Annotated in this window: 36 protein-coding genes and 2 pseudogenes; 34 read left to right on the top strand and 4 right to left on the bottom strand. The window is 49.5% G+C overall.

Going from position 1 to position 18,878, the window contains the following annotated elements:
• From tuf to bfr, 3 genes and pseudogenes are all read left to right on the top strand, one after another.
• Nucleotides 1-158: pseudogene (tuf, locus tag C0K55_RS24175) on the top strand (elongation factor Tu); the annotation flags it as partial.
• Nucleotides 159-341: 183 nt separating this feature from the next.
• The gene (gene bfd / locus C0K55_RS24165; protein WP_000289090.1) at nt 342-536 is read left to right on the top strand and encodes a bacterioferritin-associated ferredoxin; all 195 of its coding nucleotides are present in this window, start codon (nt 342-344) and stop codon (nt 534-536) included.
• Nucleotides 537-608: 72 nt separating this feature from the next.
• On the top strand, nt 609-1,085 hold the full coding sequence (bfr, locus tag C0K55_RS24160) for a bacterioferritin (protein ID WP_000675514.1): 477 nt from the start codon (nt 609-611) through the stop codon (nt 1,083-1,085).
• Here the strand turns inward: bfr and C0K55_RS24155 are convergent.
• Nucleotides 1,082-1,549 (bottom strand): prepilin peptidase, encoded by a 468-nt coding sequence (locus C0K55_RS24155; RefSeq protein ID WP_000340140.1) that lies wholly within the window; start codon nt 1,547-1,549, stop codon nt 1,082-1,084. The two genes, bfr and C0K55_RS24155, sit on opposite strands and share 4 nt — an antisense overlap.
• Before the next feature lie 378 nt (nt 1,550-1,927).
• Here C0K55_RS24155 and rpsJ point away from each other — a divergent pair, with 378 nt between their 5' ends.
• From rpsJ to arfA, 31 genes are all read left to right on the top strand, one after another.
• On the top strand, nt 1,928-2,239 hold the full coding sequence (rpsJ, locus tag C0K55_RS24145) for a 30S ribosomal protein S10 (protein ID WP_001181004.1): 312 nt from the start codon (nt 1,928-1,930) through the stop codon (nt 2,237-2,239).
• 32 nt (nt 2,240-2,271) lie between these two features.
• The gene (gene rplC / locus C0K55_RS24140) at nt 2,272-2,901 is read left to right on the top strand and encodes a 50S ribosomal protein L3 (protein ID WP_000579833.1); all 630 of its coding nucleotides are present in this window, start codon (nt 2,272-2,274) and stop codon (nt 2,899-2,901) included.
• A gap of 10 nt (nt 2,902-2,911) precedes the next feature.
• On the top strand, nt 2,912-3,517 hold the full coding sequence (gene rplD / locus C0K55_RS24135) for a 50S ribosomal protein L4 (protein WP_000424395.1): 606 nt from the start codon (nt 2,912-2,914) through the stop codon (nt 3,515-3,517).
• Complete coding sequence (gene rplW, locus C0K55_RS24130; RefSeq protein ID WP_000617544.1) at nt 3,514-3,816, top strand: 50S ribosomal protein L23; 303 nt, start codon at nt 3,514-3,516, stop codon at nt 3,814-3,816. Before rplD ends, rplW begins: the two co-directional genes overlap by 4 nt.
• Nucleotides 3,817-3,833: 17 nt before the next feature.
• Nucleotides 3,834-4,655: a 50S ribosomal protein L2 gene (gene rplB, locus C0K55_RS24125; RefSeq protein WP_000301864.1), complete on the top strand. Its 822-nt coding sequence runs from the start codon at nt 3,834-3,836 to the stop codon at nt 4,653-4,655.
• Between the two features lie 16 nt (nt 4,656-4,671).
• Nucleotides 4,672-4,950 (top strand): 30S ribosomal protein S19, encoded by a 279-nt coding sequence (gene rpsS, locus C0K55_RS24120; protein WP_001138117.1) that lies wholly within the window; start codon nt 4,672-4,674, stop codon nt 4,948-4,950.
• Nucleotides 4,951-4,964: 14 nt separating this feature from the next.
• Nucleotides 4,965-5,297: a 50S ribosomal protein L22 gene (rplV, locus tag C0K55_RS24115; protein WP_000447529.1), complete on the top strand. Its 333-nt coding sequence runs from the start codon at nt 4,965-4,967 to the stop codon at nt 5,295-5,297.
• 17 nt (nt 5,298-5,314) lie between these two features.
• Nucleotides 5,315-6,016 carry a 30S ribosomal protein S3 gene (gene rpsC, locus C0K55_RS24110; protein WP_000529945.1) on the top strand — a complete coding sequence of 234 codons (702 nt, stop codon included), beginning with the start codon at nt 5,315-5,317 and terminating at the stop codon, nt 6,014-6,016.
• Nucleotides 6,017-6,028: 12 nt separating this feature from the next.
• Nucleotides 6,029-6,439 carry a 50S ribosomal protein L16 gene (gene rplP / locus C0K55_RS24105; protein ID WP_000941212.1) on the top strand — a complete coding sequence of 137 codons (411 nt, stop codon included), beginning with the start codon at nt 6,029-6,031 and terminating at the stop codon, nt 6,437-6,439.
• Nucleotides 6,439-6,630 (top strand): 50S ribosomal protein L29, encoded by a 192-nt coding sequence (gene rpmC, locus C0K55_RS24100; protein WP_000644742.1) that lies wholly within the window; start codon nt 6,439-6,441, stop codon nt 6,628-6,630. Before rplP ends, rpmC begins: the two co-directional genes overlap by 1 nt.
• A complete protein-coding gene (gene rpsQ, locus C0K55_RS24095; RefSeq protein ID WP_000130100.1) occupies nt 6,630-6,884 on the top strand; it encodes a 30S ribosomal protein S17 in 255 nt (84 codons plus the stop codon). Before rpmC ends, rpsQ begins: the two co-directional genes overlap by 1 nt.
• A gap of 164 nt (nt 6,885-7,048) precedes the next feature.
• Nucleotides 7,049-7,420, top strand: a complete 372-nt coding sequence (rplN, locus tag C0K55_RS24090; protein WP_000613955.1) for a 50S ribosomal protein L14 — start codon at nt 7,049-7,051, stop codon at nt 7,418-7,420.
• A 10-nt stretch (nt 7,421-7,430) separates the two neighbouring features.
• Complete coding sequence (rplX, locus tag C0K55_RS24085; RefSeq protein WP_000729185.1) at nt 7,431-7,745, top strand: 50S ribosomal protein L24; 315 nt, start codon at nt 7,431-7,433, stop codon at nt 7,743-7,745.
• Nucleotides 7,746-7,759: 14 nt separating this feature from the next.
• Nucleotides 7,760-8,299 carry a 50S ribosomal protein L5 gene (gene rplE, locus C0K55_RS24080; protein ID WP_001096200.1) on the top strand — a complete coding sequence of 180 codons (540 nt, stop codon included), beginning with the start codon at nt 7,760-7,762 and terminating at the stop codon, nt 8,297-8,299.
• A 14-nt stretch (nt 8,300-8,313) separates the two neighbouring features.
• Nucleotides 8,314-8,619 carry a 30S ribosomal protein S14 gene (rpsN, locus tag C0K55_RS24075; RefSeq protein ID WP_001118930.1) on the top strand — a complete coding sequence of 102 codons (306 nt, stop codon included), beginning with the start codon at nt 8,314-8,316 and terminating at the stop codon, nt 8,617-8,619.
• A gap of 33 nt (nt 8,620-8,652) precedes the next feature.
• Entirely contained in the window at nt 8,653-9,045 is a 393-nt protein-coding gene (gene rpsH, locus C0K55_RS24070; RefSeq protein ID WP_000062611.1) for a 30S ribosomal protein S8, read from the top strand.
• 12 nt (nt 9,046-9,057) lie between these two features.
• Nucleotides 9,058-9,591, top strand: coding sequence for a 50S ribosomal protein L6 (gene rplF, locus C0K55_RS24065; protein ID WP_000091945.1), 534 nt, complete (start codon nt 9,058-9,060; stop codon nt 9,589-9,591).
• A gap of 9 nt (nt 9,592-9,600) precedes the next feature.
• Entirely contained in the window at nt 9,601-9,954 is a 354-nt protein-coding gene (rplR, locus tag C0K55_RS24060; protein WP_000358960.1) for a 50S ribosomal protein L18, read from the top strand.
• A 14-nt stretch (nt 9,955-9,968) separates the two neighbouring features.
• On the top strand, nt 9,969-10,472 hold the full coding sequence (rpsE, locus tag C0K55_RS24055) for a 30S ribosomal protein S5 (protein WP_000940122.1): 504 nt from the start codon (nt 9,969-9,971) through the stop codon (nt 10,470-10,472).
• 3 nt (nt 10,473-10,475) lie between these two features.
• Nucleotides 10,476-10,655 carry a 50S ribosomal protein L30 gene (gene rpmD / locus C0K55_RS24050; RefSeq protein WP_001140433.1) on the top strand — a complete coding sequence of 60 codons (180 nt, stop codon included), beginning with the start codon at nt 10,476-10,478 and terminating at the stop codon, nt 10,653-10,655.
• Nucleotides 10,656-10,658: 3 nt separating this feature from the next.
• Nucleotides 10,659-11,093: a 50S ribosomal protein L15 gene (gene rplO / locus C0K55_RS24045; protein WP_001238917.1), complete on the top strand. Its 435-nt coding sequence runs from the start codon at nt 10,659-10,661 to the stop codon at nt 11,091-11,093.
• Nucleotides 11,094-11,100: 7 nt separating this feature from the next.
• Nucleotides 11,101-12,432, top strand: coding sequence for a preprotein translocase subunit SecY (gene secY / locus C0K55_RS24040; RefSeq protein WP_001118864.1), 1,332 nt, complete (start codon nt 11,101-11,103; stop codon nt 12,430-12,432).
• Nucleotides 12,433-12,463: 31 nt separating this feature from the next.
• The gene (rpmJ, locus tag C0K55_RS24035; protein WP_000868187.1) at nt 12,464-12,580 is read left to right on the top strand and encodes a 50S ribosomal protein L36; all 117 of its coding nucleotides are present in this window, start codon (nt 12,464-12,466) and stop codon (nt 12,578-12,580) included.
• 146 nt (nt 12,581-12,726) lie between these two features.
• Complete coding sequence (rpsM, locus tag C0K55_RS24030) at nt 12,727-13,083, top strand: 30S ribosomal protein S13 (protein ID WP_000090775.1); 357 nt, start codon at nt 12,727-12,729, stop codon at nt 13,081-13,083.
• Between the two features lie 16 nt (nt 13,084-13,099).
• Nucleotides 13,100-13,489 carry a 30S ribosomal protein S11 gene (gene rpsK / locus C0K55_RS24025; protein ID WP_001029684.1) on the top strand — a complete coding sequence of 130 codons (390 nt, stop codon included), beginning with the start codon at nt 13,100-13,102 and terminating at the stop codon, nt 13,487-13,489.
• A 33-nt stretch (nt 13,490-13,522) separates the two neighbouring features.
• Nucleotides 13,523-14,143, top strand: coding sequence for a 30S ribosomal protein S4 (gene rpsD, locus C0K55_RS24020; RefSeq protein WP_000135224.1), 621 nt, complete (start codon nt 13,523-13,525; stop codon nt 14,141-14,143).
• 25 nt (nt 14,144-14,168) lie between these two features.
• Nucleotides 14,169-15,158, top strand: coding sequence for a DNA-directed RNA polymerase subunit alpha (locus C0K55_RS24015; RefSeq protein ID WP_001162094.1), 990 nt, complete (start codon nt 14,169-14,171; stop codon nt 15,156-15,158).
• Between the two features lie 40 nt (nt 15,159-15,198).
• The gene (gene rplQ / locus C0K55_RS24010) at nt 15,199-15,585 is read left to right on the top strand and encodes a 50S ribosomal protein L17 (protein ID WP_001216372.1); all 387 of its coding nucleotides are present in this window, start codon (nt 15,199-15,201) and stop codon (nt 15,583-15,585) included.
• Nucleotides 15,586-15,691: 106 nt separating this feature from the next.
• A complete protein-coding gene (locus C0K55_RS24005) occupies nt 15,692-16,060 on the top strand; it encodes a DUF1992 domain-containing protein (protein ID WP_105266774.1) in 369 nt (122 codons plus the stop codon).
• A 10-nt stretch (nt 16,061-16,070) separates the two neighbouring features.
• Nucleotides 16,071-16,496 (top strand): Zn(2+)-responsive transcriptional regulator, encoded by a 426-nt coding sequence (zntR, locus tag C0K55_RS24000; protein WP_000285595.1) that lies wholly within the window; start codon nt 16,071-16,073, stop codon nt 16,494-16,496.
• 55 nt (nt 16,497-16,551) lie between these two features.
• Nucleotides 16,552-16,770, top strand: a complete 219-nt coding sequence (gene arfA, locus C0K55_RS23995) for an alternative ribosome-rescue factor ArfA (protein WP_000092705.1) — start codon at nt 16,552-16,554, stop codon at nt 16,768-16,770.
• On the opposite strand, the gene mscL is transcribed toward arfA, so the two are convergent.
• The 3 genes and pseudogenes from mscL to C0K55_RS23980 all read right to left on the bottom strand — a co-directional run.
• Nucleotides 16,767-17,177, bottom strand: a complete 411-nt coding sequence (mscL, locus tag C0K55_RS23990; protein ID WP_000022446.1) for a large-conductance mechanosensitive channel protein MscL — start codon at nt 17,175-17,177, stop codon at nt 16,767-16,769. The genes arfA and mscL overlap by 4 nt on opposite strands.
• A 129-nt stretch (nt 17,178-17,306) precedes the next feature.
• On the bottom strand, nt 17,307-18,683 hold the full coding sequence (trkA, locus tag C0K55_RS23985) for a Trk system potassium transporter TrkA (protein ID WP_000691382.1): 1,377 nt from the start codon (nt 18,681-18,683) through the stop codon (nt 17,307-17,309).
• Nucleotides 18,684-18,704: 21 nt separating this feature from the next.
• Nucleotides 18,705-18,878: pseudogene (locus C0K55_RS23980) on the bottom strand (16S rRNA (cytosine(967)-C(5))-methyltransferase RsmB); the annotation flags it as partial.

The raw sequence follows: 18,878 nt of genomic DNA, 5'->3' as shown, positions 1-18,878 counted from the left end.
AACTGCCGGAAGGCGTAGAGATGGTAATGCCGGGCGACAACATCAAAATGGTTGTTACCCTGATCCACCCGATCGCGATGGACGACGGTCTGCGTTTCGCAATCCGTGAAGGCGGCCGTACCGTTGGTGCGGGCGTTGTAGCTAAAGTTCTGAGCTAATTACTCGTTAATTAGTTTTGAATTGAAAAGGGCGCTTCGGCGCCCTTTTTGCTGCCCGTAATTTATTCTGGAAATATTTAGTCGTAATTCTTGCTCGCTGTACCGTGGTGCAAATAAAATTGTGCTATTGTAATCATAACTATTCTCATTTACACTTTGCGCAGAATTTGAACGGGAGTAATCATGTACGTTTGTTTGTGTAATGGTGTAAGTGACAAAAAAATTCGTCAGGCGGTACGTCAATTTCATCCTCAGTCTTTTCAACAATTACGTAAGTTTATTCCTGTGGGAAATCAATGTGGTAAGTGCATTCGCGCCGCACGCGAAGTGATGCAGGATGAGTTGATGCAGATGCCCGAATTTAAAGAGATTGCCTGAAGCCCGCGCTTATTTTTTGACATCCCGCTAGCCCCATCTACGCTCTAATAGTGGAAGCGGAGGGACTATAAAATGAAAGGTGATGTTAAAATCATAAATTATCTCAATAAACTATTGGGAAATGAGCTTGTCGCAATCAATCAGTATTTTCTTCATGCCCGGATGTTTAAAAACTGGGGCCTGATGCGCCTTAATGACGTCGAATACCATGAATCCATCGATGAGATGAAACACGCTGATAAATATATCGAGCGTATTTTATTCTTAGAAGGAATCCCCAATTTACAGGATCTGGGTAAGCTGGGAATAGGTGAAGATGTCGAAGAGATGCTGCAGTCCGACCTGCGTTTAGAGTTGGAAGGGGCAAAGGATCTTCGTGAGGCCATCGCCTACGCCGACAATGTCCGTGACTATGTCAGCCGCGATATGATGATCGAAATTCTTGCTGATGAAGAAGGCCATATTGACTGGCTAGAAACTGAACTTGATCTCATTGATAAAATAGGCCTACAGAATTACCTGCAATCACAAATTAAAGTTAATGATTAACTGCCCGTCAGCAGACTATCCCAGCCTACAACGAAACCCGCAGCCGCCAGAAATGGTCCGAAAGGCAGCGGGTTTTTTAATGATGCTTTTCCCCTCATGAGCACACCAATAACAACTGCTCCGCAGGCGAATGACGCAGCAAGAAAAACCAGCCGTGGCAGAAATGCCCATGTATGCCAGGCTCCGAGGGCTGCGAGAAACTTCACATCGCCATAGCCTAATCCTTCTTTATGGCGCAGTATGCGATAACCCCAGTAGATAATGGCGAATGCACCGTAACCGATAATGGCCCCCCATAACGCATCGGCTAAACCGCCAGGGTGACAAATTTGATAAAAAAGAAGCCCGGACCAGAGTAATGGGCAGGTAAACCTGTCAGGCAGCAAGCCATGTTTTGCATCATAGAAAAAAAGCAGGGACGATAAGCAAATGTATAAAATCAGAAAAGGAAAGGTGGCATCCATAAAGCATCCTCTGTAAATGGAGTATCACCTTCGAATAAGTCCAGATAATCAGCAACAAAGAATTGCCGACTTTGTTAACCTGGTTCCGGCGAAAAATTCTCTCTTCACAACCTTACATATTTGGTGGAATGTAGTTCGCAATATGCTCACTACGATTAATTTCTACGCGATGCTTGCGTCAGGCTCAGATTTACGTATAATGCGCGGGCTTGTCGTAGTTGACAGCAGGTTCAATCTGAACCTCAGTTAGCTGATTTTGGCTACCTAACAATGCTCCCAATCGGGGAGCTACGTAAGAACGGTTACACTCTCCCATCAATCGTAATGGGTCTGAGGAGTAATCATTTTCGTTTATAAAATAATTGGAGCTCTGGTCTCATGCAGAACCAAAGAATCCGTATCCGCCTGAAAGCGTTTGATCATCGTCTGATCGATCAAGCAACCGCGGAAATCGTCGAGACTGCCAAGCGCACTGGTGCGCAGGTCCGTGGTCCGATCCCGCTGCCGACACGCAAAGAGCGCTTCACTGTTCTGATCTCTCCGCACGTCAACAAAGACGCGCGTGATCAGTACGAAATCCGTACTCACTTGCGTCTGGTTGACATCGTTGAGCCAACCGAGAAAACCGTTGATGCTCTGATGCGTCTGGATCTGGCTGCCGGTGTAGACGTGCAGATCAGCCTGGGTTAATCAGGTCATTGAGCGATTGAGAGGTTGAAACAATGATTGGTTTAGTCGGTAAAAAAGTGGGTATGACCCGTATCTTCACAGAAGACGGCGTTTCTATCCCAGTAACCGTAATCGAAGTTGAAGCAAACCGCGTTACTCAGGTTAAAGACCTGGCTAACGATGGCTACCGTGCTATTCAGGTAACCACCGGTGCTAAAAAAGCTAACCGTGTGACCAAGCCTGAAGCTGGCCACTTTGCTAAAGCTGGCGTAGAAGCTGGCCGTGGTCTGTGGGAATTCCGCCTGGCTGAAGGCGAAGAGTTCACTGTAGGTCAGAGCATTAGCGTTGAACTGTTTGCTGACGTTAAAAAAGTTGACGTAACTGGCACCTCTAAAGGTAAAGGTTTCGCAGGTACCGTTAAGCGCTGGAACTTCCGTACCCAGGATGCTACTCACGGTAACTCCTTGTCTCACCGCGTACCGGGTTCTATCGGTCAGAACCAGACTCCGGGCAAAGTGTTCAAAGGCAAGAAAATGGCAGGTCAGATGGGTAACGAACGTGTAACCGTTCAGAGCCTTGACGTAGTACGCGTTGACGCTGAGCGCAACCTGCTGCTGGTGAAAGGTGCTGTCCCGGGTGCAACCGGTAGCGACCTGATCGTTAAACCAGCTGTGAAGGCGTAAGGAGATAGCAATGGAATTAGTATTGAAAGACGCGCAGAGCGCGCTGACTGTTTCCGAAACTACCTTCGGTCGTGATTTCAACGAAGCGCTGGTTCACCAGGTTGTTGTTGCTTATGCAGCCGGTGCTCGTCAGGGTACTCGTGCTCAGAAGACTCGTGCTGAAGTAACTGGTTCCGGTAAAAAACCGTGGCGCCAGAAAGGCACCGGCCGTGCGCGTTCTGGTTCTATCAAGAGCCCGATTTGGCGTTCTGGTGGCGTGACCTTCGCTGCTCGTCCGCAGGACCACAGTCAAAAAGTTAACAAGAAGATGTACCGCGGCGCGCTGAAAAGCATCCTGTCCGAACTGGTACGTCAGGATCGTCTGATCGTTGTCGAGAAGTTCTCTGTAGAAGCACCGAAAACTAAGCTGCTGGCACAGAAACTGAAAGACATGGCTCTGGAAGATGTGCTGATCATCACCGGTGAGCTGGACGAGAACCTGTTCCTGGCTGCGCGCAACCTGCACAAGGTTGACGTACGCGATGCAACTGGTATCGACCCGGTTAGCCTGATCGCCTTCGACAAAGTCGTAATGACTGCTGATGCTGTTAAGCAAGTTGAGGAGATGCTGGCATGATTCGTGAAGAACGTCTGCTGAAGGTGCTGCGTGCACCGCACGTTTCTGAAAAAGCGTCTACTGCGATGGAAAAATCTAACACCATCGTGCTCAAAGTTGCTAAAGACGCGACCAAAGCAGAAATCAAAGCTGCTGTGCAGAAACTGTTTGAAGTCGAAGTCGAAGTCGTTAACACCCTGGTTGTTAAAGGGAAAGTTAAACGTCACGGACAGCGTATCGGTCGTCGTAGCGACTGGAAAAAAGCTTACGTCACCCTGAAAGAAGGCCAGAACCTGGACTTCGTTGGCGGCGCTGAGTAAGTCGGAGGAGTAATACAATGGCAGTTGTTAAATGTAAACCGACATCTCCGGGTCGTCGCCACGTTGTTAAAGTGGTTAACCCTGAGCTGCACAAGGGCAAACCTTTTGCTCCGTTGCTGGAAAAAAACAGCAAATCCGGTGGTCGTAACAACAATGGCCGTATCACCACTCGTCATATCGGTGGTGGCCACAAGCAGGCTTACCGTATTGTTGACTTCAAACGCAACAAAGACGGTATTCCGGCAGTTGTTGAACGTCTTGAGTACGATCCGAACCGTTCCGCGAACATCGCGCTGGTTCTGTACAAAGACGGTGAGCGCCGTTACATCCTGGCCCCTAAAGGCCTGAAAGCTGGCGACCAGATTCAGTCTGGCGTTGATGCTGCAATCAAACCAGGCAACACTCTGCCGATGCGCAACATCCCGGTTGGTTCTACTGTTCACAACGTAGAAATGAAACCAGGTAAAGGCGGTCAGCTGGCACGTTCCGCTGGTACTTACGTTCAGATCGTTGCTCGCGACGGTGCTTATGTCACCCTGCGTCTGCGTTCTGGTGAAATGCGTAAAGTAGAAGCAGACTGCCGCGCTACTCTGGGCGAAGTTGGCAATGCTGAGCATATGCTGCGCGTTCTGGGTAAAGCAGGTGCTGCACGCTGGCGTGGTGTTCGTCCTACCGTTCGCGGTACGGCGATGAACCCGGTAGACCACCCACATGGTGGTGGTGAAGGTCGTAACTTTGGTAAGCACCCGGTAACTCCGTGGGGCGTTCAGACCAAAGGTAAGAAGACCCGCAGCAACAAGCGTACTGATAAATTTATCGTACGTCGCCGTAGCAAATAATTTTAGAGGATAAGCCATGCCACGTTCTCTCAAGAAAGGTCCTTTTATTGACCTGCACTTGCTGAAGAAGGTAGAGAAAGCGGTGGAAAGCGGAGACAAGAAGCCCCTGCGCACTTGGTCCCGTCGTTCAACGATCTTTCCTAACATGATCGGTTTGACCATCGCTGTCCATAATGGTCGTCAGCACGTTCCGGTATTTGTAACCGACGAAATGGTTGGTCACAAACTGGGTGAATTCGCACCGACTCGTACTTATCGCGGCCATGCTGCTGATAAAAAAGCGAAAAAGAAATAAGGTAGGAGGAAGAGATGGAAACTATCGCTAAACATCGCCATGCTCGTTCTTCTGCTCAGAAGGTTCGCCTTGTTGCTGACCTGATTCGCGGTAAGAAAGTGTCGCAGGCTCTGGATATTCTGACCTACACCAACAAGAAAGCGGCTGTACTGGTCAAGAAGGTTCTGGAATCTGCCATTGCTAACGCTGAACACAACGATGGCGCTGACATTGACGATCTGAAAGTTACGAAAATTTTCGTAGACGAAGGCCCGAGCATGAAGCGCATTATGCCGCGTGCAAAAGGTCGTGCAGATCGCATCCTGAAGCGCACCAGCCACATCACTGTGGTTGTGTCCGATCGCTGAGACTCTGGAGACTAGCAATGGGTCAGAAAGTACATCCTAATGGTATTCGCCTGGGTATTGTAAAACCATGGAACTCTACCTGGTTTGCGAACACCAAAGAATTCGCTGACAACCTGGACAGCGATTTTAAAGTACGTCAGTACCTGACTAAGGAACTGGCTAAAGCGTCCGTATCTCGTATCGTTATCGAGCGTCCGGCTAAGAGCATCCGTGTAACCATTCACACTGCTCGCCCGGGTATCGTTATCGGTAAGAAAGGTGAAGACGTAGAAAAACTGCGTAAGGTCGTAGCGGACATCGCTGGCGTTCCTGCACAGATCAACATCGCCGAAGTTCGTAAGCCTGAACTGGACGCAAAACTGGTTGCTGACAGCATCACTTCTCAGCTGGAACGTCGCGTTATGTTCCGTCGTGCTATGAAGCGTGCTGTACAGAACGCAATGCGTCTGGGCGCTAAAGGTATCAAAGTTGAAGTTAGCGGCCGTCTGGGCGGCGCGGAAATCGCACGTACCGAATGGTACCGCGAAGGTCGCGTACCGCTGCACACTCTGCGTGCTGACATCGACTACAACACCTCCGAAGCGCACACCACTTACGGTGTAATCGGCGTTAAAGTGTGGATCTTCAAAGGCGAGATCCTGGGTGGTATGGCTGCTGTTGAACAACCGGAAAAACCGGCTGCTCAGCCTAAAAAGCAGCAGCGTAAAGGCCGTAAATAAGGAGCGTCGCTGATGTTACAACCAAAGCGTACAAAATTCCGTAAAATGCACAAAGGCCGTAACCGCGGTCTGGCGCAGGGTACGGATGTTAGCTTCGGCAGCTTCGGTCTGAAAGCTGTTGGCCGTGGTCGTCTGACTGCACGTCAGATCGAAGCAGCACGTCGTGCTATGACCCGTGCAGTTAAGCGTCAAGGTAAGATCTGGATCCGTGTGTTCCCGGACAAACCGATCACTGAAAAGCCGCTGGCAGTGCGTATGGGTAAAGGTAAAGGTAACGTGGAGTATTGGGTTGCCTTGATTCAGCCGGGTAAAGTCCTGTATGAAATGGACGGTGTTCCGGAAGAGCTGGCCCGTGAAGCATTCAAGCTGGCAGCAGCGAAACTGCCGATTAAAACCACCTTTGTAACTAAGACGGTGATGTAATGAAAGCAAAAGAGCTGCGTGAGAAGAGCGTTGAAGAGCTGAACACCGAGCTGCTGAACCTGCTGCGTGAGCAGTTCAACCTGCGTATGCAGGCTGCAAGTGGCCAGCTGCAACAGTCTCACCTGTTGAAGCAAGTGCGTCGCGATGTCGCACGCGTTAAGACTTTACTGACTGAGAAGGCGGGTGCGTAATGACCGATAAAATCCGTACTCTGCAAGGTCGCGTTGTTAGCGACAAAATGGAGAAATCCATTGTTGTTGCTATCGAACGTTTTGTGAAACACCCGATCTACGGTAAATTCATCAAGCGTACGACCAAACTGCACGTACATGACGAGAACAACGAATGCGGTATCGGTGACGTGGTTGAAATCCGCGAATGCCGCCCGCTGTCCAAGACCAAATCCTGGACGCTGGTTCGCGTTGTAGAGAAAGCAGTTCTGTAATACAGTACACTTTCTCGATACGAATAAACGGCTCAGCGATGAGCCGTTTATTTTTTCTACCCTTATCGTTGAAGCGGTGTTATAATGCCGCGCCCTCGATATGGGGCTTTTTAACGGCCTGATTTTCGGGTCTCAGTAGTAGTTGACATTAGCGGAGCACTAAAATGATCCAAGAACAGACTATGCTGAACGTCGCCGACAACTCCGGTGCACGTCGCGTAATGTGTATCAAGGTTCTGGGTGGCTCGCACCGTCGCTACGCAGGCGTAGGCGACATCATCAAGATCACCATCAAAGAAGCAATTCCGCGTGGTAAGGTCAAAAAAGGTGATGTGCTGAAGGCGGTAGTGGTGCGCACCAAGAAGGGTGTTCGTCGCCCGGACGGTTCTGTCATTCGCTTCGATGGTAATGCTTGTGTTCTTCTGAACAACAACAGCGAGCAGCCTATCGGTACGCGTATTTTTGGGCCGGTAACTCGTGAGCTTCGTAGTGAGAAGTTCATGAAAATTATCTCTCTGGCACCAGAAGTACTCTAAGGAGCGAATCATGGCAGCGAAGATCCGTCGTGATGACGAAGTTATCGTGTTAACCGGTAAAGATAAAGGTAAGCGCGGTAAAGTTAAGAATGTCCTGTCTTCCGGCAAGGTCATTGTTGAAGGTATCAACCTGGTTAAGAAACACCAGAAGCCAGTTCCGGCTCTGAACCAACCGGGTGGCATCGTTGAGAAAGAAGCCGCTATCCAGGTTTCCAACGTAGCAATCTTCAATGCGGCAACCGGCAAGGCTGACCGTGTAGGCTTTAGATTCGAAGACGGTAAAAAAGTCCGTTTCTTCAAGTCTAACAGCGAAACTATCAAGTAATTTGGAGTAGTACGATGGCGAAACTGCATGATTACTACAAAGACGAAGTAGTTAAAAAACTCATGACTGAGTTTAACTACAATTCTGTCATGCAAGTCCCTCGGGTCGAGAAGATCACCCTGAACATGGGTGTTGGTGAAGCGATCGCTGACAAAAAACTGCTGGATAACGCAGCAGCAGACCTGGCAGCAATCTCCGGTCAAAAACCGCTGATCACCAAAGCACGCAAATCTGTTGCAGGCTTCAAAATCCGTCAGGGCTATCCGATCGGCTGTAAAGTAACTCTGCGTGGCGAACGCATGTGGGAGTTCTTTGAGCGCCTGATCACTATTGCTGTACCGCGTATCCGTGACTTCCGTGGCTTGTCCGCTAAGTCTTTCGACGGTCGTGGTAACTACAGCATGGGTGTCCGTGAGCAGATCATCTTCCCAGAAATCGACTACGATAAAGTCGACCGCGTTCGTGGTTTGGATATTACCATTACCACTACTGCGAAATCTGACGAAGAAGGCCGTGCTCTGCTGGCTGCCTTTGACTTCCCGTTCCGCAAGTAAGGTAGGGTTACTAAATGGCTAAGCAATCAATGAAAGCACGCGAAGTAAAACGCGTAGCTTTAGCTGATAAATACTTCGCGAAACGCGCTGAACTGAAAGCGATCATCTCTGATGTGAACGCTTCCGACGAAGATCGTTGGAATGCTGTTCTCAAGCTGCAGACTCTGCCGCGTGATTCCAGCCCGTCTCGTCAGCGTAACCGCTGCCGTCAAACAGGTCGTCCGCATGGTTTCCTGCGGAAGTTCGGGTTGAGCCGTATTAAGGTCCGTGAAGCCGCTATGCGCGGTGAAATCCCGGGTCTGAAAAAGGCTAGCTGGTAATTGTCACCAATTGAATCACGGGAGTAAAGACAGATGAGCATGCAAGATCCGATCGCGGATATGCTGACCCGTATCCGTAACGGTCAGGCCGCGAACAAAGCTGCGGTCACCATGCCTTCCTCCAAGCTGAAAGTGGCAATCGCCAACGTGCTGAAGGAAGAAGGTTTTATTGAAGATTTTAAAGTTGAAGGCGACACCAAGCCTGAACTGGAACTGACTCTTAAGTATTTCCAGGGCAAAGCTGTTGTAGAAAGCATTCAGCGTGTCAGCCGCCCAGGTCTGCGCATCTATAAACGTAAAGATGAGCTGCCGAAAGTTATGGCGGGTCTGGGTATCGCAGTTGTTTCTACCTCTAAAGGTGTTATGACTGATCGTGCAGCGCGCCAGGCTGGTCTTGGTGGCGAAATTATCTGCTACGTAGCCTAATCGGAGGAAAAAATGTCTCGTGTTGCTAAAGCACCGGTCGTTGTTCCTGCCGGCGTTGATGTAAAAATCAACGGTCAGGTTATTACGATCAAAGGTAAAAACGGCGAGCTGACTCGTACTCTCAACGATGCTGTTGAAGTTAAACATGCAGATAATACCCTGACCTTCGGTCCGCGTGATGGTTACGCAGACGGTTGGGCACAGGCTGGCACTGCGCGTGCCCTGCTGAACTCAATGGTTATCGGTGTTACCGAAGGCTTCACTAAGAAGCTGCAGCTGGTTGGTGTAGGTTATCGTGCAGCGGTTAAAGGCAATGTGATTAACCTGTCTCTGGGTTTCTCTCATCCTGTTGACCATCAGCTGCCTGCGGGTATCACTGCTGAATGTCCGACTCAGACTGAAATCGTGCTGAAAGGCGCTGATAAGCAGGTGATCGGCCAGGTTGCAGCGGATCTGCGCGCCTACCGTCGTCCTGAGCCTTATAAAGGCAAGGGTGTTCGTTACGCCGACGAAGTCGTGCGTACCAAAGAGGCTAAGAAGAAGTAAGGTAACACTATGGATAAGAAATCTGCTCGTATCCGTCGTGCGACCCGCGCACGCCGCAAGCTCCAGGAGCTGGGCGCAACTCGCCTGGTGGTACATCGTACCCCGCGTCACATTTACGCACAGGTAATTGCACCGAACGGTTCTGAAGTTCTGGTAGCTGCTTCTACTGTAGAAAAAGCTATCGCTGAACAACTGAAGTACACCGGTAACAAAGACGCGGCTGCAGCTGTGGGTAAGGCTGTCGCTGAACGCGCTCTGGAAAAAGGCATCAAAGATGTATCCTTTGACCGTTCCGGGTTCCAATATCATGGTCGTGTCCAGGCACTGGCAGATGCTGCCCGTGAAGCTGGCCTTCAGTTCTAAGGTAGAGGTGTAAGATGGCTCACATCGAAAAACAAGCTGGCGAACTGCAGGAAAAGCTGATCGCGGTAAACCGCGTATCTAAAACCGTTAAAGGTGGTCGTATTTTCTCCTTCACAGCTCTGACTGTAGTAGGCGATGGTAACGGTCGCGTTGGTTTTGGTTACGGTAAAGCGCGTGAAGTTCCAGCAGCGATCCAGAAAGCGATGGAAAAAGCCCGTCGCAATATGATTAACGTCGCGCTGAATAACGGCACTCTGCAGCACCCTGTTAAAGGTGTTCATACGGGTTCTCGCGTATTCATGCAGCCGGCTTCCGAAGGTACTGGTATCATTGCCGGTGGTGCAATGCGCGCCGTTCTGGAAGTCGCTGGAGTTCATAACGTTCTGGCTAAAGCATATGGTTCTACCAACCCGATCAACGTGGTTCGTGCAACTATTGATGGCCTGGAAAATATGAGTTCTCCAGAAATGGTCGCTGCCAAGCGTGGTAAATCCGTTGAAGAAATTCTGGGGAAATAAACCATGGCAAAGACTATTAAAATTACTCAAACCCGCAGTGCAATCGGTCGTCTGCCGAAACACAAGGCAACGCTGCTTGGCCTGGGTCTGCGTCGTATTGGTCACACCGTAGAGCGCGAGGATACTCCTGCTATTCGCGGTATGATCAACGCGGTTTCCTTCATGGTTAAAGTTGAGGAGTAAGAGATGCGTTTAAATACTCTGTCTCCGGCCGAAGGCTCCAAAAAGGCGGGTAAACGCCTGGGTCGTGGTATCGGTTCTGGCCTCGGTAAAACCGGTGGTCGTGGTCACAAAGGTCAGAAGTCTCGTTCTGGCGGTGGCGTACGTCGCGGTTTTGAGGGTGGTCAGATGCCTCTGTACCGTCGTCTGCCGAAATTCGGCTTCACTTCTCGTAAAGCAGCGATTACAGCCGAAGTTCGTCTGTCTGACCTGGCTAAAGTAGAAGGCGGTGTTGTAGACCTGAATACGCTGAAAGCGGCTAACATTATCGGTATCCAGATCGAGTTCGCGAAAGTGATCCTGGCTGGTGAAGTTACAACTCCGGTAACTGTTCGTGGCCTGCGTGTTACTAAAGGCGCTCGTGCTGCTATCGAAGCTGCTGGCGGTAAAATCGAGGAATAAGTAGCAGATGGCTAAACAACCGGGATTAGATTTTCAAAGTGCCAAAGGTGGCTTAGGCGAGCTGAAACGCAGACTGCTGTTTGTTATCGGTGCGCTGATTGTGTTCCGTATTGGCTCTTTCATTCCGATCCCTGGTATTGATGCCGCTGTACTTGCCAAACTGCTTGAGCAACAGCGAGGCACCATCATTGAAATGTTCAACATGTTCTCTGGTGGTGCTCTCAGCCGTGCTTCTATCTTTGCTCTGGGTATTATGCCGTACATTTCGGCATCAATTATTATCCAGTTGCTGACGGTGGTCCATCCAACGCTGGCAGAAATTAAGAAAGAAGGGGAGTCTGGTCGTCGTAAGATCAGCCAGTACACCCGCTACGGTACTCTGGTGCTGGCAATATTTCAGTCGATCGGTATTGCTACCGGTCTTCCGAATATGCCTGGTATGCAAGGCCTGGTTATGAATCCGGGCTTTGCATTCTACTTCACCGCTGTTGTAAGTCTGGTCACAGGAACAATGTTCCTGATGTGGTTGGGTGAACAGATTACTGAACGTGGTATCGGCAACGGTATCTCAATCATTATCTTCGCCGGTATTGTCGCGGGACTCCCGCCAGCCATTGCCCATACTATCGAGCAAGCGCGTCAAGGCGACCTGCACTTCCTCGTGTTGCTGTTGGTTGCAGTATTAGTATTTGCAGTGACGTTCTTTGTTGTATTTGTTGAGCGTGGCCAACGCCGCATTGTGGTAAACTACGCGAAACGTCAGCAGGGTCGTCGTGTCTATGCTGCACAGAGCACACATTTACCGCTGAAAGTGAATATGGCGGGGGTAATCCCGGCAATCTTCGCTTCCAGTATTATTCTGTTCCCGGCAACCATTGCGTCATGGTTCGGGGGCGGTACTGGTTGGAACTGGCTGACAACAATTTCGCTGTATTTGCAGCCTGGGCAACCGCTTTATGTGTTACTCTATGCGTCTGCAATCATCTTCTTCTGTTTCTTCTACACGGCGTTGGTTTTCAACCCGCGTGAAACAGCAGATAACCTGAAGAAGTCCGGTGCATTTGTACCAGGAATTCGTCCGGGAGAGCAAACGGCGAAGTATATCGATAAAGTAATGACCCGCCTGACCCTGGTTGGTGCGCTGTACATTACCTTTATCTGCCTGATCCCGGAGTTCATGCGTGATGCAATGAAAGTACCGTTCTACTTCGGTGGAACATCACTGCTTATCGTTGTTGTCGTGATTATGGACTTTATGGCTCAAGTGCAAACTCTGATGATGTCCAGTCAGTATGAGTCTGCATTGAAGAAGGCGAACCTGAAAGGCTACGGCCGTTAATTGGGCGCCCGAGAAGTTACGGAGAGTAAAAATGAAAGTTCGTGCTTCCGTCAAGAAATTATGCCGTAACTGCAAAATCGTTAAGCGTGATGGTGTCATCCGTGTGATTTGCAGTGCCGAGCCGAAGCATAAACAGCGCCAAGGCTGATTTATTCGCATATTTTTCTTGCAAAGTTGGGTTGAGCTGGCTAGATTAGCCAGCCAATCTTTTGTATGTCTGTGCGTTTCCATTTGAGTATCCTGAAAACGGGCTTTTCAGCATGGAACGTACATATTAAATAGTAGGAGTGCATAGTGGCCCGTATAGCAGGCATTAACATTCCTGATCATAAGCATGCCGTAATCGCATTAACTTCGATTTATGGCGTCGGCAAGACCCGTTCCAAAGCCATCCTGGCTGCAGCGGGTATCGCTGAAGATGTTAAGATCAGTGAGCTGTCTGAAGGACAAATCGACACGCTGCGTGACGAAGTTGCCAAATTTGTCGTTGAAGGTGATCTGCGCCGTGAAATCAGCATGAGCATCAAGCGCCTGATGGATCTTGGTTGCTATCGCGGTTTGCGTCATCGTCGTGGTCTCCCGGTTCGCGGTCAGCGTACCAAGACCAACGCACGTACCCGTAAGGGTCCGCGCAAACCGATCAAGAAATAATCGGGGTGATTGAATAATGGCAAAGGCACCAATTCGTGCACGTAAACGTGTAAGAAAACAAGTCTCTGACGGCGTGGCTCATATCCATGCTTCTTTCAACAACACCATCGTGACTATCACTGATCGTCAGGGTAACGCGTTGGGTTGGGCAACTGCCGGTGGTTCCGGTTTCCGTGGTTCTCGCAAATCCACTCCGTTTGCAGCTCAGGTTGCAGCAGAGCGTTGCGCTGACGCCGTGAAAGAATACGGCATCAAGAATCTGGAAGTTATGGTTAAAGGTCCGGGTCCAGGCCGCGAATCTACTATTCGTGCTCTGAACGCCGCAGGTTTCCGCATCACTAACATTACTGATGTGACTCCGATCCCTCATAACGGTTGTCGTCCGCCGAAAAAACGTCGCGTATAACGCTTCGTTTTCCAGGTTTGTTGGAGAAAGAAAATGGCAAGATATTTGGGTCCTAAGCTCAAGCTGAGCCGTCGTGAGGGCACCGACTTATTCCTTAAGTCTGGCGTTCGCGCGATCGATACCAAGTGTAAAATTGAACAAGCTCCTGGCCAGCACGGTGCGCGTAAACCGCGTCTGTCTGACTATGGTGTGCAGTTGCGTGAAAAGCAAAAAGTTCGCCGTATCTATGGTGTGCTGGAGCGTCAGTTCCGTAACTACTATAAAGAAGCAGCACGTCTGAAAGGCAACACCGGTGAAAACCTGTTGGCTCTGCTGGAAGGTCGTCTGGACAACGTTGTATACCGTATGGGCTTCGGTGCCACTCGTGCAGAAGCACGTCAGCTGGTTAGCCACAAAGCAATTATGGTAAACGGTCGTGTTGTTAACATCGCTTCTTATCAGGTTAGTCCGAATGACGTTGTAAGCATTCGTGAGAAAGCGAAGAAGCAGTCTCGCGTGAAAGCCGCTCTGGAGCTGGCTGAGCAGCGTGAAAAGCCAACCTGGCTGGAAGTTGATGCTGGCAAGATGGAAGGTACGTTTAAGCGTAAGCCGGAGCGTTCTGATCTGTCTGCGGACATTAACGAACACCTGATCGTCGAGCTTTACTCCAAGTAAAGCTTAGTACCAAAGAGAGGACACAATGCAGGGTTCTGTGACAGAGTTTCTAAAACCGCGCCTGGTTGATATCGAGCAAGTGAGTTCGACGCACGCCAAGGTGACCCTTGAGCCTTTAGAGCGTGGCTTTGGCCATACTCTGGGTAACGCACTGCGCCGTATTCTGCTCTCATCGATGCCGGGTTGCGCGGTGACCGAGGTTGAGATTGATGGTGTACTACATGAGTACAGCACCAAAGAAGGCGTTCAGGAAGATATCCTGGAAATCCTGCTCAACCTGAAAGGGCTGGCGGTGAGAGTTCAGGGCAAAGATGAAGTTATTCTTACCTTGAATAAATCTGGCATTGGCCCTGTGACTGCAGCCGATATCACCCACGACGGTGATGTCGAAATCGTCAAGCCGCAGCACGTGATCTGCCACCTGACCGATGAGAACGCGTCTATTAGCATGCGTATCAAAGTTCAGCGCGGTCGTGGTTATGTGCCGGCTTCTACCCGAATTCATTCGGAAGAAGATGAGCGCCCAATCGGCCGTCTGCTGGTCGACGCATGCTACAGCCCTGTAGAGCGTATTGCCTACAATGTTGAAGCAGCGCGTGTAGAACAGCGTACCGACCTGGACAAGCTGGTCATCGAAATGGAAACCAACGGCACAATCGATCCTGAAGAGGCGATTCGTCGTGCGGCAACCATTCTGGCTGAACAACTGGAAGCTTTCGTTGACTTACGTGATGTACGTCAGCCGGAAGTGAAAGAAGAGAAACCAGAGTTCGATCCGATCCTGCTGCGCCCTGTTGACGATCTGGAATTGACTGTCCGCTCTGCTAACTGCCTTAAAGCAGAAGCTATCCACTATATCGGTGATCTGGTACAGCGTACCGAGGTTGAGCTTCTTAAAACGCCTAACCTTGGTAAAAAATCTCTTACTGAGATTAAAGACGTGCTGGCTTCCCGTGGACTGTCTCTGGGCATGCGCCTGGAAAACTGGCCACCGGCAAGCATCGCTGACGAGTAACCGGATCACAGGTTAAGGTTTTACTGAGAAGGATAAGGTCATGCGCCATCGTAAGAGTGGTCGTCAACTGAACCGCAACAGCAGCCATCGCCAGGCTATGTTCCGCAATATGGCAGGTTCACTGGTTCGTCATGAAATCATCAAGACGACTCTGCCTAAAGCGAAAGAGCTGCGCCGCGTAGTTGAGCCGCTGATTACTCTTGCCAAGACTGATAGCGTAGCTAATCGTCGTCTGGCATTCGCCCGTACTCGTGATAACGAGATCGTGGCAAAACTGTTTAACGAGCTGGGCCCGCGTTTCGCGAGCCGCGCCGGTGGTTACACTCGCATTCTGAAGTGTGGCTTCCGTGCAGGCGACAACGCGCCGATGGCATACATCGAGCTGGTTGATCGTTCTGAATCGAAAGCAGAAGCTGCTGCAGAGTAATCTGAAGCAACGTAAAAAAACCCGCCCCGGCGGGTTTTTTTATACCCGTCGCATCCCCACTTATCTACAATAGCTGTACTCTTTTTGTTCATCCCCTGGAGTATTTATGTGGTTACTTGACCAGTGGGCAGAGCGCCATATATCAGAAGCGCAAGCGAAAGGTGAGTTTGATAACCTACCAGGTAGCGGCGAACTATTGATACTGGATGATGATTCCCATGTGCCACCGGAATTACGTGCGGGGTATCGCTTGTTGAAGAATGCCGGTTGTTTACCGCCAGAACTTGAGCAGCGGAGGGAAGCAATTCAGCTTCTGGATATTCTTAAAAGCATTCGTCAGGACGATCCACAATATCAGGAAGTTAGCCGCAGGTTATCTTTGCTAGAGTTAAAACTGCGACAAGCAGGTTTGAGCACAGAATTTTTACATGGCGAATATGCAGGTAAGCTTCTGAATAAAATTAATGACAACTGAGAGAGCGTTTATGTATCGCATTGGTGAGCTGGCAAAATTGGCGGAAGTGACGCCTGACACTATTCGTTATTATGAAAAGCAGCAGATGATGGATCATGAAGTACGTACCGAAGGTGGTTTTCGTCTTTATACCGAAAGCGATCTCCGACGTTTGAAATTTATTCGCCATGCCAGACAGCTCGGTTTTAGTCTTGAGTCGATCCGTGAGTTGTTGTCGATCCGTATCGATCCTGAACATCATACCTGCCAGGAATCAAAAGGCATTGTGCAGGAAAGACTACAGGAAGTGGAAGCACGAATAGCTGAGTTGCAGAGTATGCAACGTTCACTGCAACGACTTAATGATGCCTGCTGCGGAACAGCCCATAGCAGCGTTTATTGCTCAATTCTCGAAGCTCTTGAGCAAGGTGCAAGTGGTGTGAAAACAGGCTGTTGATTTATTGCACTGGCAGGATTACACTCGCGCGGTTAAATAACCAACAGGAGTTTTTATGAGTCGATATCAGCATACTAAAGGGCAGATAAAGGATAATGCGATTGAAGCATTACTGCATGATCCCTTGTTCAGACAACGAGTTGAGAAAAATAAGAAAGGGAAAGGAAGTTACATGCGTAAAGGCAAACAGGGTAACCGGAATAACTGGGAGGCCAGTGGCAAGAAAGTAAATCACTTTTTTACCACTGGCCTTCTGCTTTCAGGCATTTGTTAAGAGCGGTTATTTTGCTCTTTCAACAAATCGCGAATCTCTGTCAGTAACACTTCTTCTTTAGTTGGTGCTGGTGCCGCTGCCGGTTCTTCTTTTTTACGATTCAGTTTGTTGATTAGCTTAATCGCCATAAAGATGGCAAAGGCAACAATCAGAAAATCAAATACGTTTTGAATGAAGACACCGTAATGCATGACAACAGCGGGTACATCCCCCTGCGCATCGCGTAACGTGACAGCAAACTGTTTAAAGTCGATCCCACCAATTAACAAACCTAGCGGCGGCATGATGATATCGGCAACCAGTGAAGAGACAATCTTACCGAAGGCCGCACCGATAATGACACCCACAGCCAAATCCACCACATTCCCGCGCATCGCAAATTCGCGAAATTCTTTAATAATGCTCATCTTATTCTCCCTATGAAGCTGACATTTATAAGTCTAACAAATGTTAAGCCATTTTCCTGTCAGGAATGAATTTAATTAAACCTTGAAAAACAAAAGGAAATAATAAGGCGCCACAAGACGCCTCATGAATTACAAGAAGAAAGGGCTTGGCTGGAAGAGGCGTTCAACGTCGGTAATAAACTTTTTATCTGTCAGGAACATAATCACGTGATCGCCTTGCTCAATGCGCAAATTATCATTGGCTATCATGACATCATTTCCACGAACCACAGCACCGATAATTGTTCCCGGCGGCAGTTTAATTTCATCTATAACCCTACCGACAACACGAGAAGTACTTTCATCCCCGTGAGCAACGGCTTCAATAGCTTCAGCTACACCGCGGCGTAATGAGGAAACACCAACGATATCTGCTTTTCGTACGTGACTGAGTAGCGCAGAAATGGTTGCCTGTTGCGGTGAAATCGCAATATCGATCACGCTTCCTTGAACCAGATCCACATAAGCGCGACGCTGGATCAATACCATTACCTTTTTCGCACCCATGCGTTTAGCAAGCATGGCCGACATGATATTGGCCTCGTCATCGTTGGTGACGGCGATGAACAGATCAACTTGATCAATATGTTCTTCGGCCAACAGTTCTTGATCTGATGCATCACCAAAAAAGACGATCGTATTTTGCAATTTTTCTGCCAGCTCGGCGGCACGTTGCTGATTACGTTCGATGAGTTTGACGCTGTAATCTTTTTCCAGTCGACGCGCCAACCCGGCACCGATATTACCGCCACCAACCAACATAATGCGTTTATACGGTTTTTCCAGGCGCTGTAATTCACTCATCACTGCGCGGATATGTTGCGAAGCGGCAATAAAGAACACTTCATCGCCAGCTTCAACGATGGTTGATCCTTGTGGACGAATGGGGCGATCGTGACGGAAGATGGCCGCTACACGGGTATCGATATGTGGCATATGCTCGCGCATGGTCGAAAGCGCATTACCAATCAGCGGGCCGCCATAATAGGCTTTGACTACTGCCAGGCTGACTTTGCCTTCTGCGAAGTTCACCACCTGTAATGCGCCGGGATATTCAATCAGCCGGTAAATATTATCGATAACCAACTGCTCTGGTGCTATCAGATGATCAATTGGTACAGCGTCTGAATGAAAGAGCTTATCGGCATCCCGGACGTAATCTGGTGAACGGATGCGAGCGATACGGTTAGGGGTGTTGAAAAGCGAGTAAGCTACCTGACAGGCAACCATATTGGTTTCATCTGAACTGGTTACTGCAACCAGCATATCGGCGTCATCGGCACCGGCCTCTCGCAAGACCCGTGGGTGAGAGCCATGACCCTGAACGACTCGCAGGTCAAATTTATCCTGCAAGGTCCGCAGACGCTCACCATTGGTATCGACAACGGTAATATCGTTATTTTCGCCTACCAGGTTTTCCGCCAGCGTGCCACCAACCTGGCCGGCACCCAGAATGATAATTTTCATCAGTCGCGACCCGTTATCTCATCACTTTTTAATTAGCTTAGCGTAAAAGAAGCCGTCACCTTCTTCGGCGTCGGGCAGATTTTGTTTACCCGGTTGCTCTGGTGTTCCTGTTTCGCAAAGCATTGCATCTTCAGTGCGTTGCAGGAAGGCTTTAATCTGTTGGCTATTCTCTTCCGGTAACACCGAACAGGTGGC

This window comes from Escherichia sp. MOD1-EC6098, from assembly GCF_002965865.1.
Classification (GTDB): Bacteria; Pseudomonadota; Gammaproteobacteria; order Enterobacterales; family Enterobacteriaceae; genus Escherichia; species Escherichia marmotae.
Note: the sequence above shows the minus strand (reverse complement) of the source record. Positions and strands in the feature narration are given on the sequence as shown.

Coding starts and splice junctions, on each gene's coding strand:
- bfd (WP_000289090.1), top strand. CDS start 342: ATGTACGTTTGTTTGTGTAATGGTGTAAGTGACAAAAAAATTCGTCAG.
- bfr (WP_000675514.1), top strand. CDS start 609: ATGAAAGGTGATGTTAAAATCATAAATTATCTCAATAAACTATTGGGA.
- C0K55_RS24155 (WP_000340140.1), bottom strand. CDS start 1,549: ATGGATGCCACCTTTCCTTTTCTGATTTTATACATTTGCTTATCGTCC.
- rpsJ (WP_001181004.1), top strand. CDS start 1,928: ATGCAGAACCAAAGAATCCGTATCCGCCTGAAAGCGTTTGATCATCGT.
- rplC (WP_000579833.1), top strand. CDS start 2,272: ATGATTGGTTTAGTCGGTAAAAAAGTGGGTATGACCCGTATCTTCACA.
- rplD (WP_000424395.1), top strand. CDS start 2,912: ATGGAATTAGTATTGAAAGACGCGCAGAGCGCGCTGACTGTTTCCGAA.
- rplW (WP_000617544.1), top strand. CDS start 3,514: ATGATTCGTGAAGAACGTCTGCTGAAGGTGCTGCGTGCACCGCACGTT.
- rplB (WP_000301864.1), top strand. CDS start 3,834: ATGGCAGTTGTTAAATGTAAACCGACATCTCCGGGTCGTCGCCACGTT.
- rpsS (WP_001138117.1), top strand. CDS start 4,672: ATGCCACGTTCTCTCAAGAAAGGTCCTTTTATTGACCTGCACTTGCTG.
- rplV (WP_000447529.1), top strand. CDS start 4,965: ATGGAAACTATCGCTAAACATCGCCATGCTCGTTCTTCTGCTCAGAAG.
- rpsC (WP_000529945.1), top strand. CDS start 5,315: ATGGGTCAGAAAGTACATCCTAATGGTATTCGCCTGGGTATTGTAAAA.
- rplP (WP_000941212.1), top strand. CDS start 6,029: ATGTTACAACCAAAGCGTACAAAATTCCGTAAAATGCACAAAGGCCGT.
- rpmC (WP_000644742.1), top strand. CDS start 6,439: ATGAAAGCAAAAGAGCTGCGTGAGAAGAGCGTTGAAGAGCTGAACACC.
- rpsQ (WP_000130100.1), top strand. CDS start 6,630: ATGACCGATAAAATCCGTACTCTGCAAGGTCGCGTTGTTAGCGACAAA.
- rplN (WP_000613955.1), top strand. CDS start 7,049: ATGATCCAAGAACAGACTATGCTGAACGTCGCCGACAACTCCGGTGCA.
- rplX (WP_000729185.1), top strand. CDS start 7,431: ATGGCAGCGAAGATCCGTCGTGATGACGAAGTTATCGTGTTAACCGGT.
- rplE (WP_001096200.1), top strand. CDS start 7,760: ATGGCGAAACTGCATGATTACTACAAAGACGAAGTAGTTAAAAAACTC.
- rpsN (WP_001118930.1), top strand. CDS start 8,314: ATGGCTAAGCAATCAATGAAAGCACGCGAAGTAAAACGCGTAGCTTTA.
- rpsH (WP_000062611.1), top strand. CDS start 8,653: ATGAGCATGCAAGATCCGATCGCGGATATGCTGACCCGTATCCGTAAC.
- rplF (WP_000091945.1), top strand. CDS start 9,058: ATGTCTCGTGTTGCTAAAGCACCGGTCGTTGTTCCTGCCGGCGTTGAT.
- rplR (WP_000358960.1), top strand. CDS start 9,601: ATGGATAAGAAATCTGCTCGTATCCGTCGTGCGACCCGCGCACGCCGC.
- rpsE (WP_000940122.1), top strand. CDS start 9,969: ATGGCTCACATCGAAAAACAAGCTGGCGAACTGCAGGAAAAGCTGATC.
- rpmD (WP_001140433.1), top strand. CDS start 10,476: ATGGCAAAGACTATTAAAATTACTCAAACCCGCAGTGCAATCGGTCGT.
- rplO (WP_001238917.1), top strand. CDS start 10,659: ATGCGTTTAAATACTCTGTCTCCGGCCGAAGGCTCCAAAAAGGCGGGT.
- secY (WP_001118864.1), top strand. CDS start 11,101: ATGGCTAAACAACCGGGATTAGATTTTCAAAGTGCCAAAGGTGGCTTA.
- rpmJ (WP_000868187.1), top strand. CDS start 12,464: ATGAAAGTTCGTGCTTCCGTCAAGAAATTATGCCGTAACTGCAAAATC.
- rpsK (WP_001029684.1), top strand. CDS start 13,100: ATGGCAAAGGCACCAATTCGTGCACGTAAACGTGTAAGAAAACAAGTC.
- rpsD (WP_000135224.1), top strand. CDS start 13,523: ATGGCAAGATATTTGGGTCCTAAGCTCAAGCTGAGCCGTCGTGAGGGC.
- C0K55_RS24015 (WP_001162094.1), top strand. CDS start 14,169: ATGCAGGGTTCTGTGACAGAGTTTCTAAAACCGCGCCTGGTTGATATC.
- rplQ (WP_001216372.1), top strand. CDS start 15,199: ATGCGCCATCGTAAGAGTGGTCGTCAACTGAACCGCAACAGCAGCCAT.
- C0K55_RS24005 (WP_105266774.1), top strand. CDS start 15,692: ATGTGGTTACTTGACCAGTGGGCAGAGCGCCATATATCAGAAGCGCAA.
- zntR (WP_000285595.1), top strand. CDS start 16,071: ATGTATCGCATTGGTGAGCTGGCAAAATTGGCGGAAGTGACGCCTGAC.
- arfA (WP_000092705.1), top strand. CDS start 16,552: ATGAGTCGATATCAGCATACTAAAGGGCAGATAAAGGATAATGCGATT.
- mscL (WP_000022446.1), bottom strand. CDS start 17,177: ATGAGCATTATTAAAGAATTTCGCGAATTTGCGATGCGCGGGAATGTG.
- trkA (WP_000691382.1), bottom strand. CDS start 18,683: ATGAAAATTATCATTCTGGGTGCCGGCCAGGTTGGTGGCACGCTGGCG.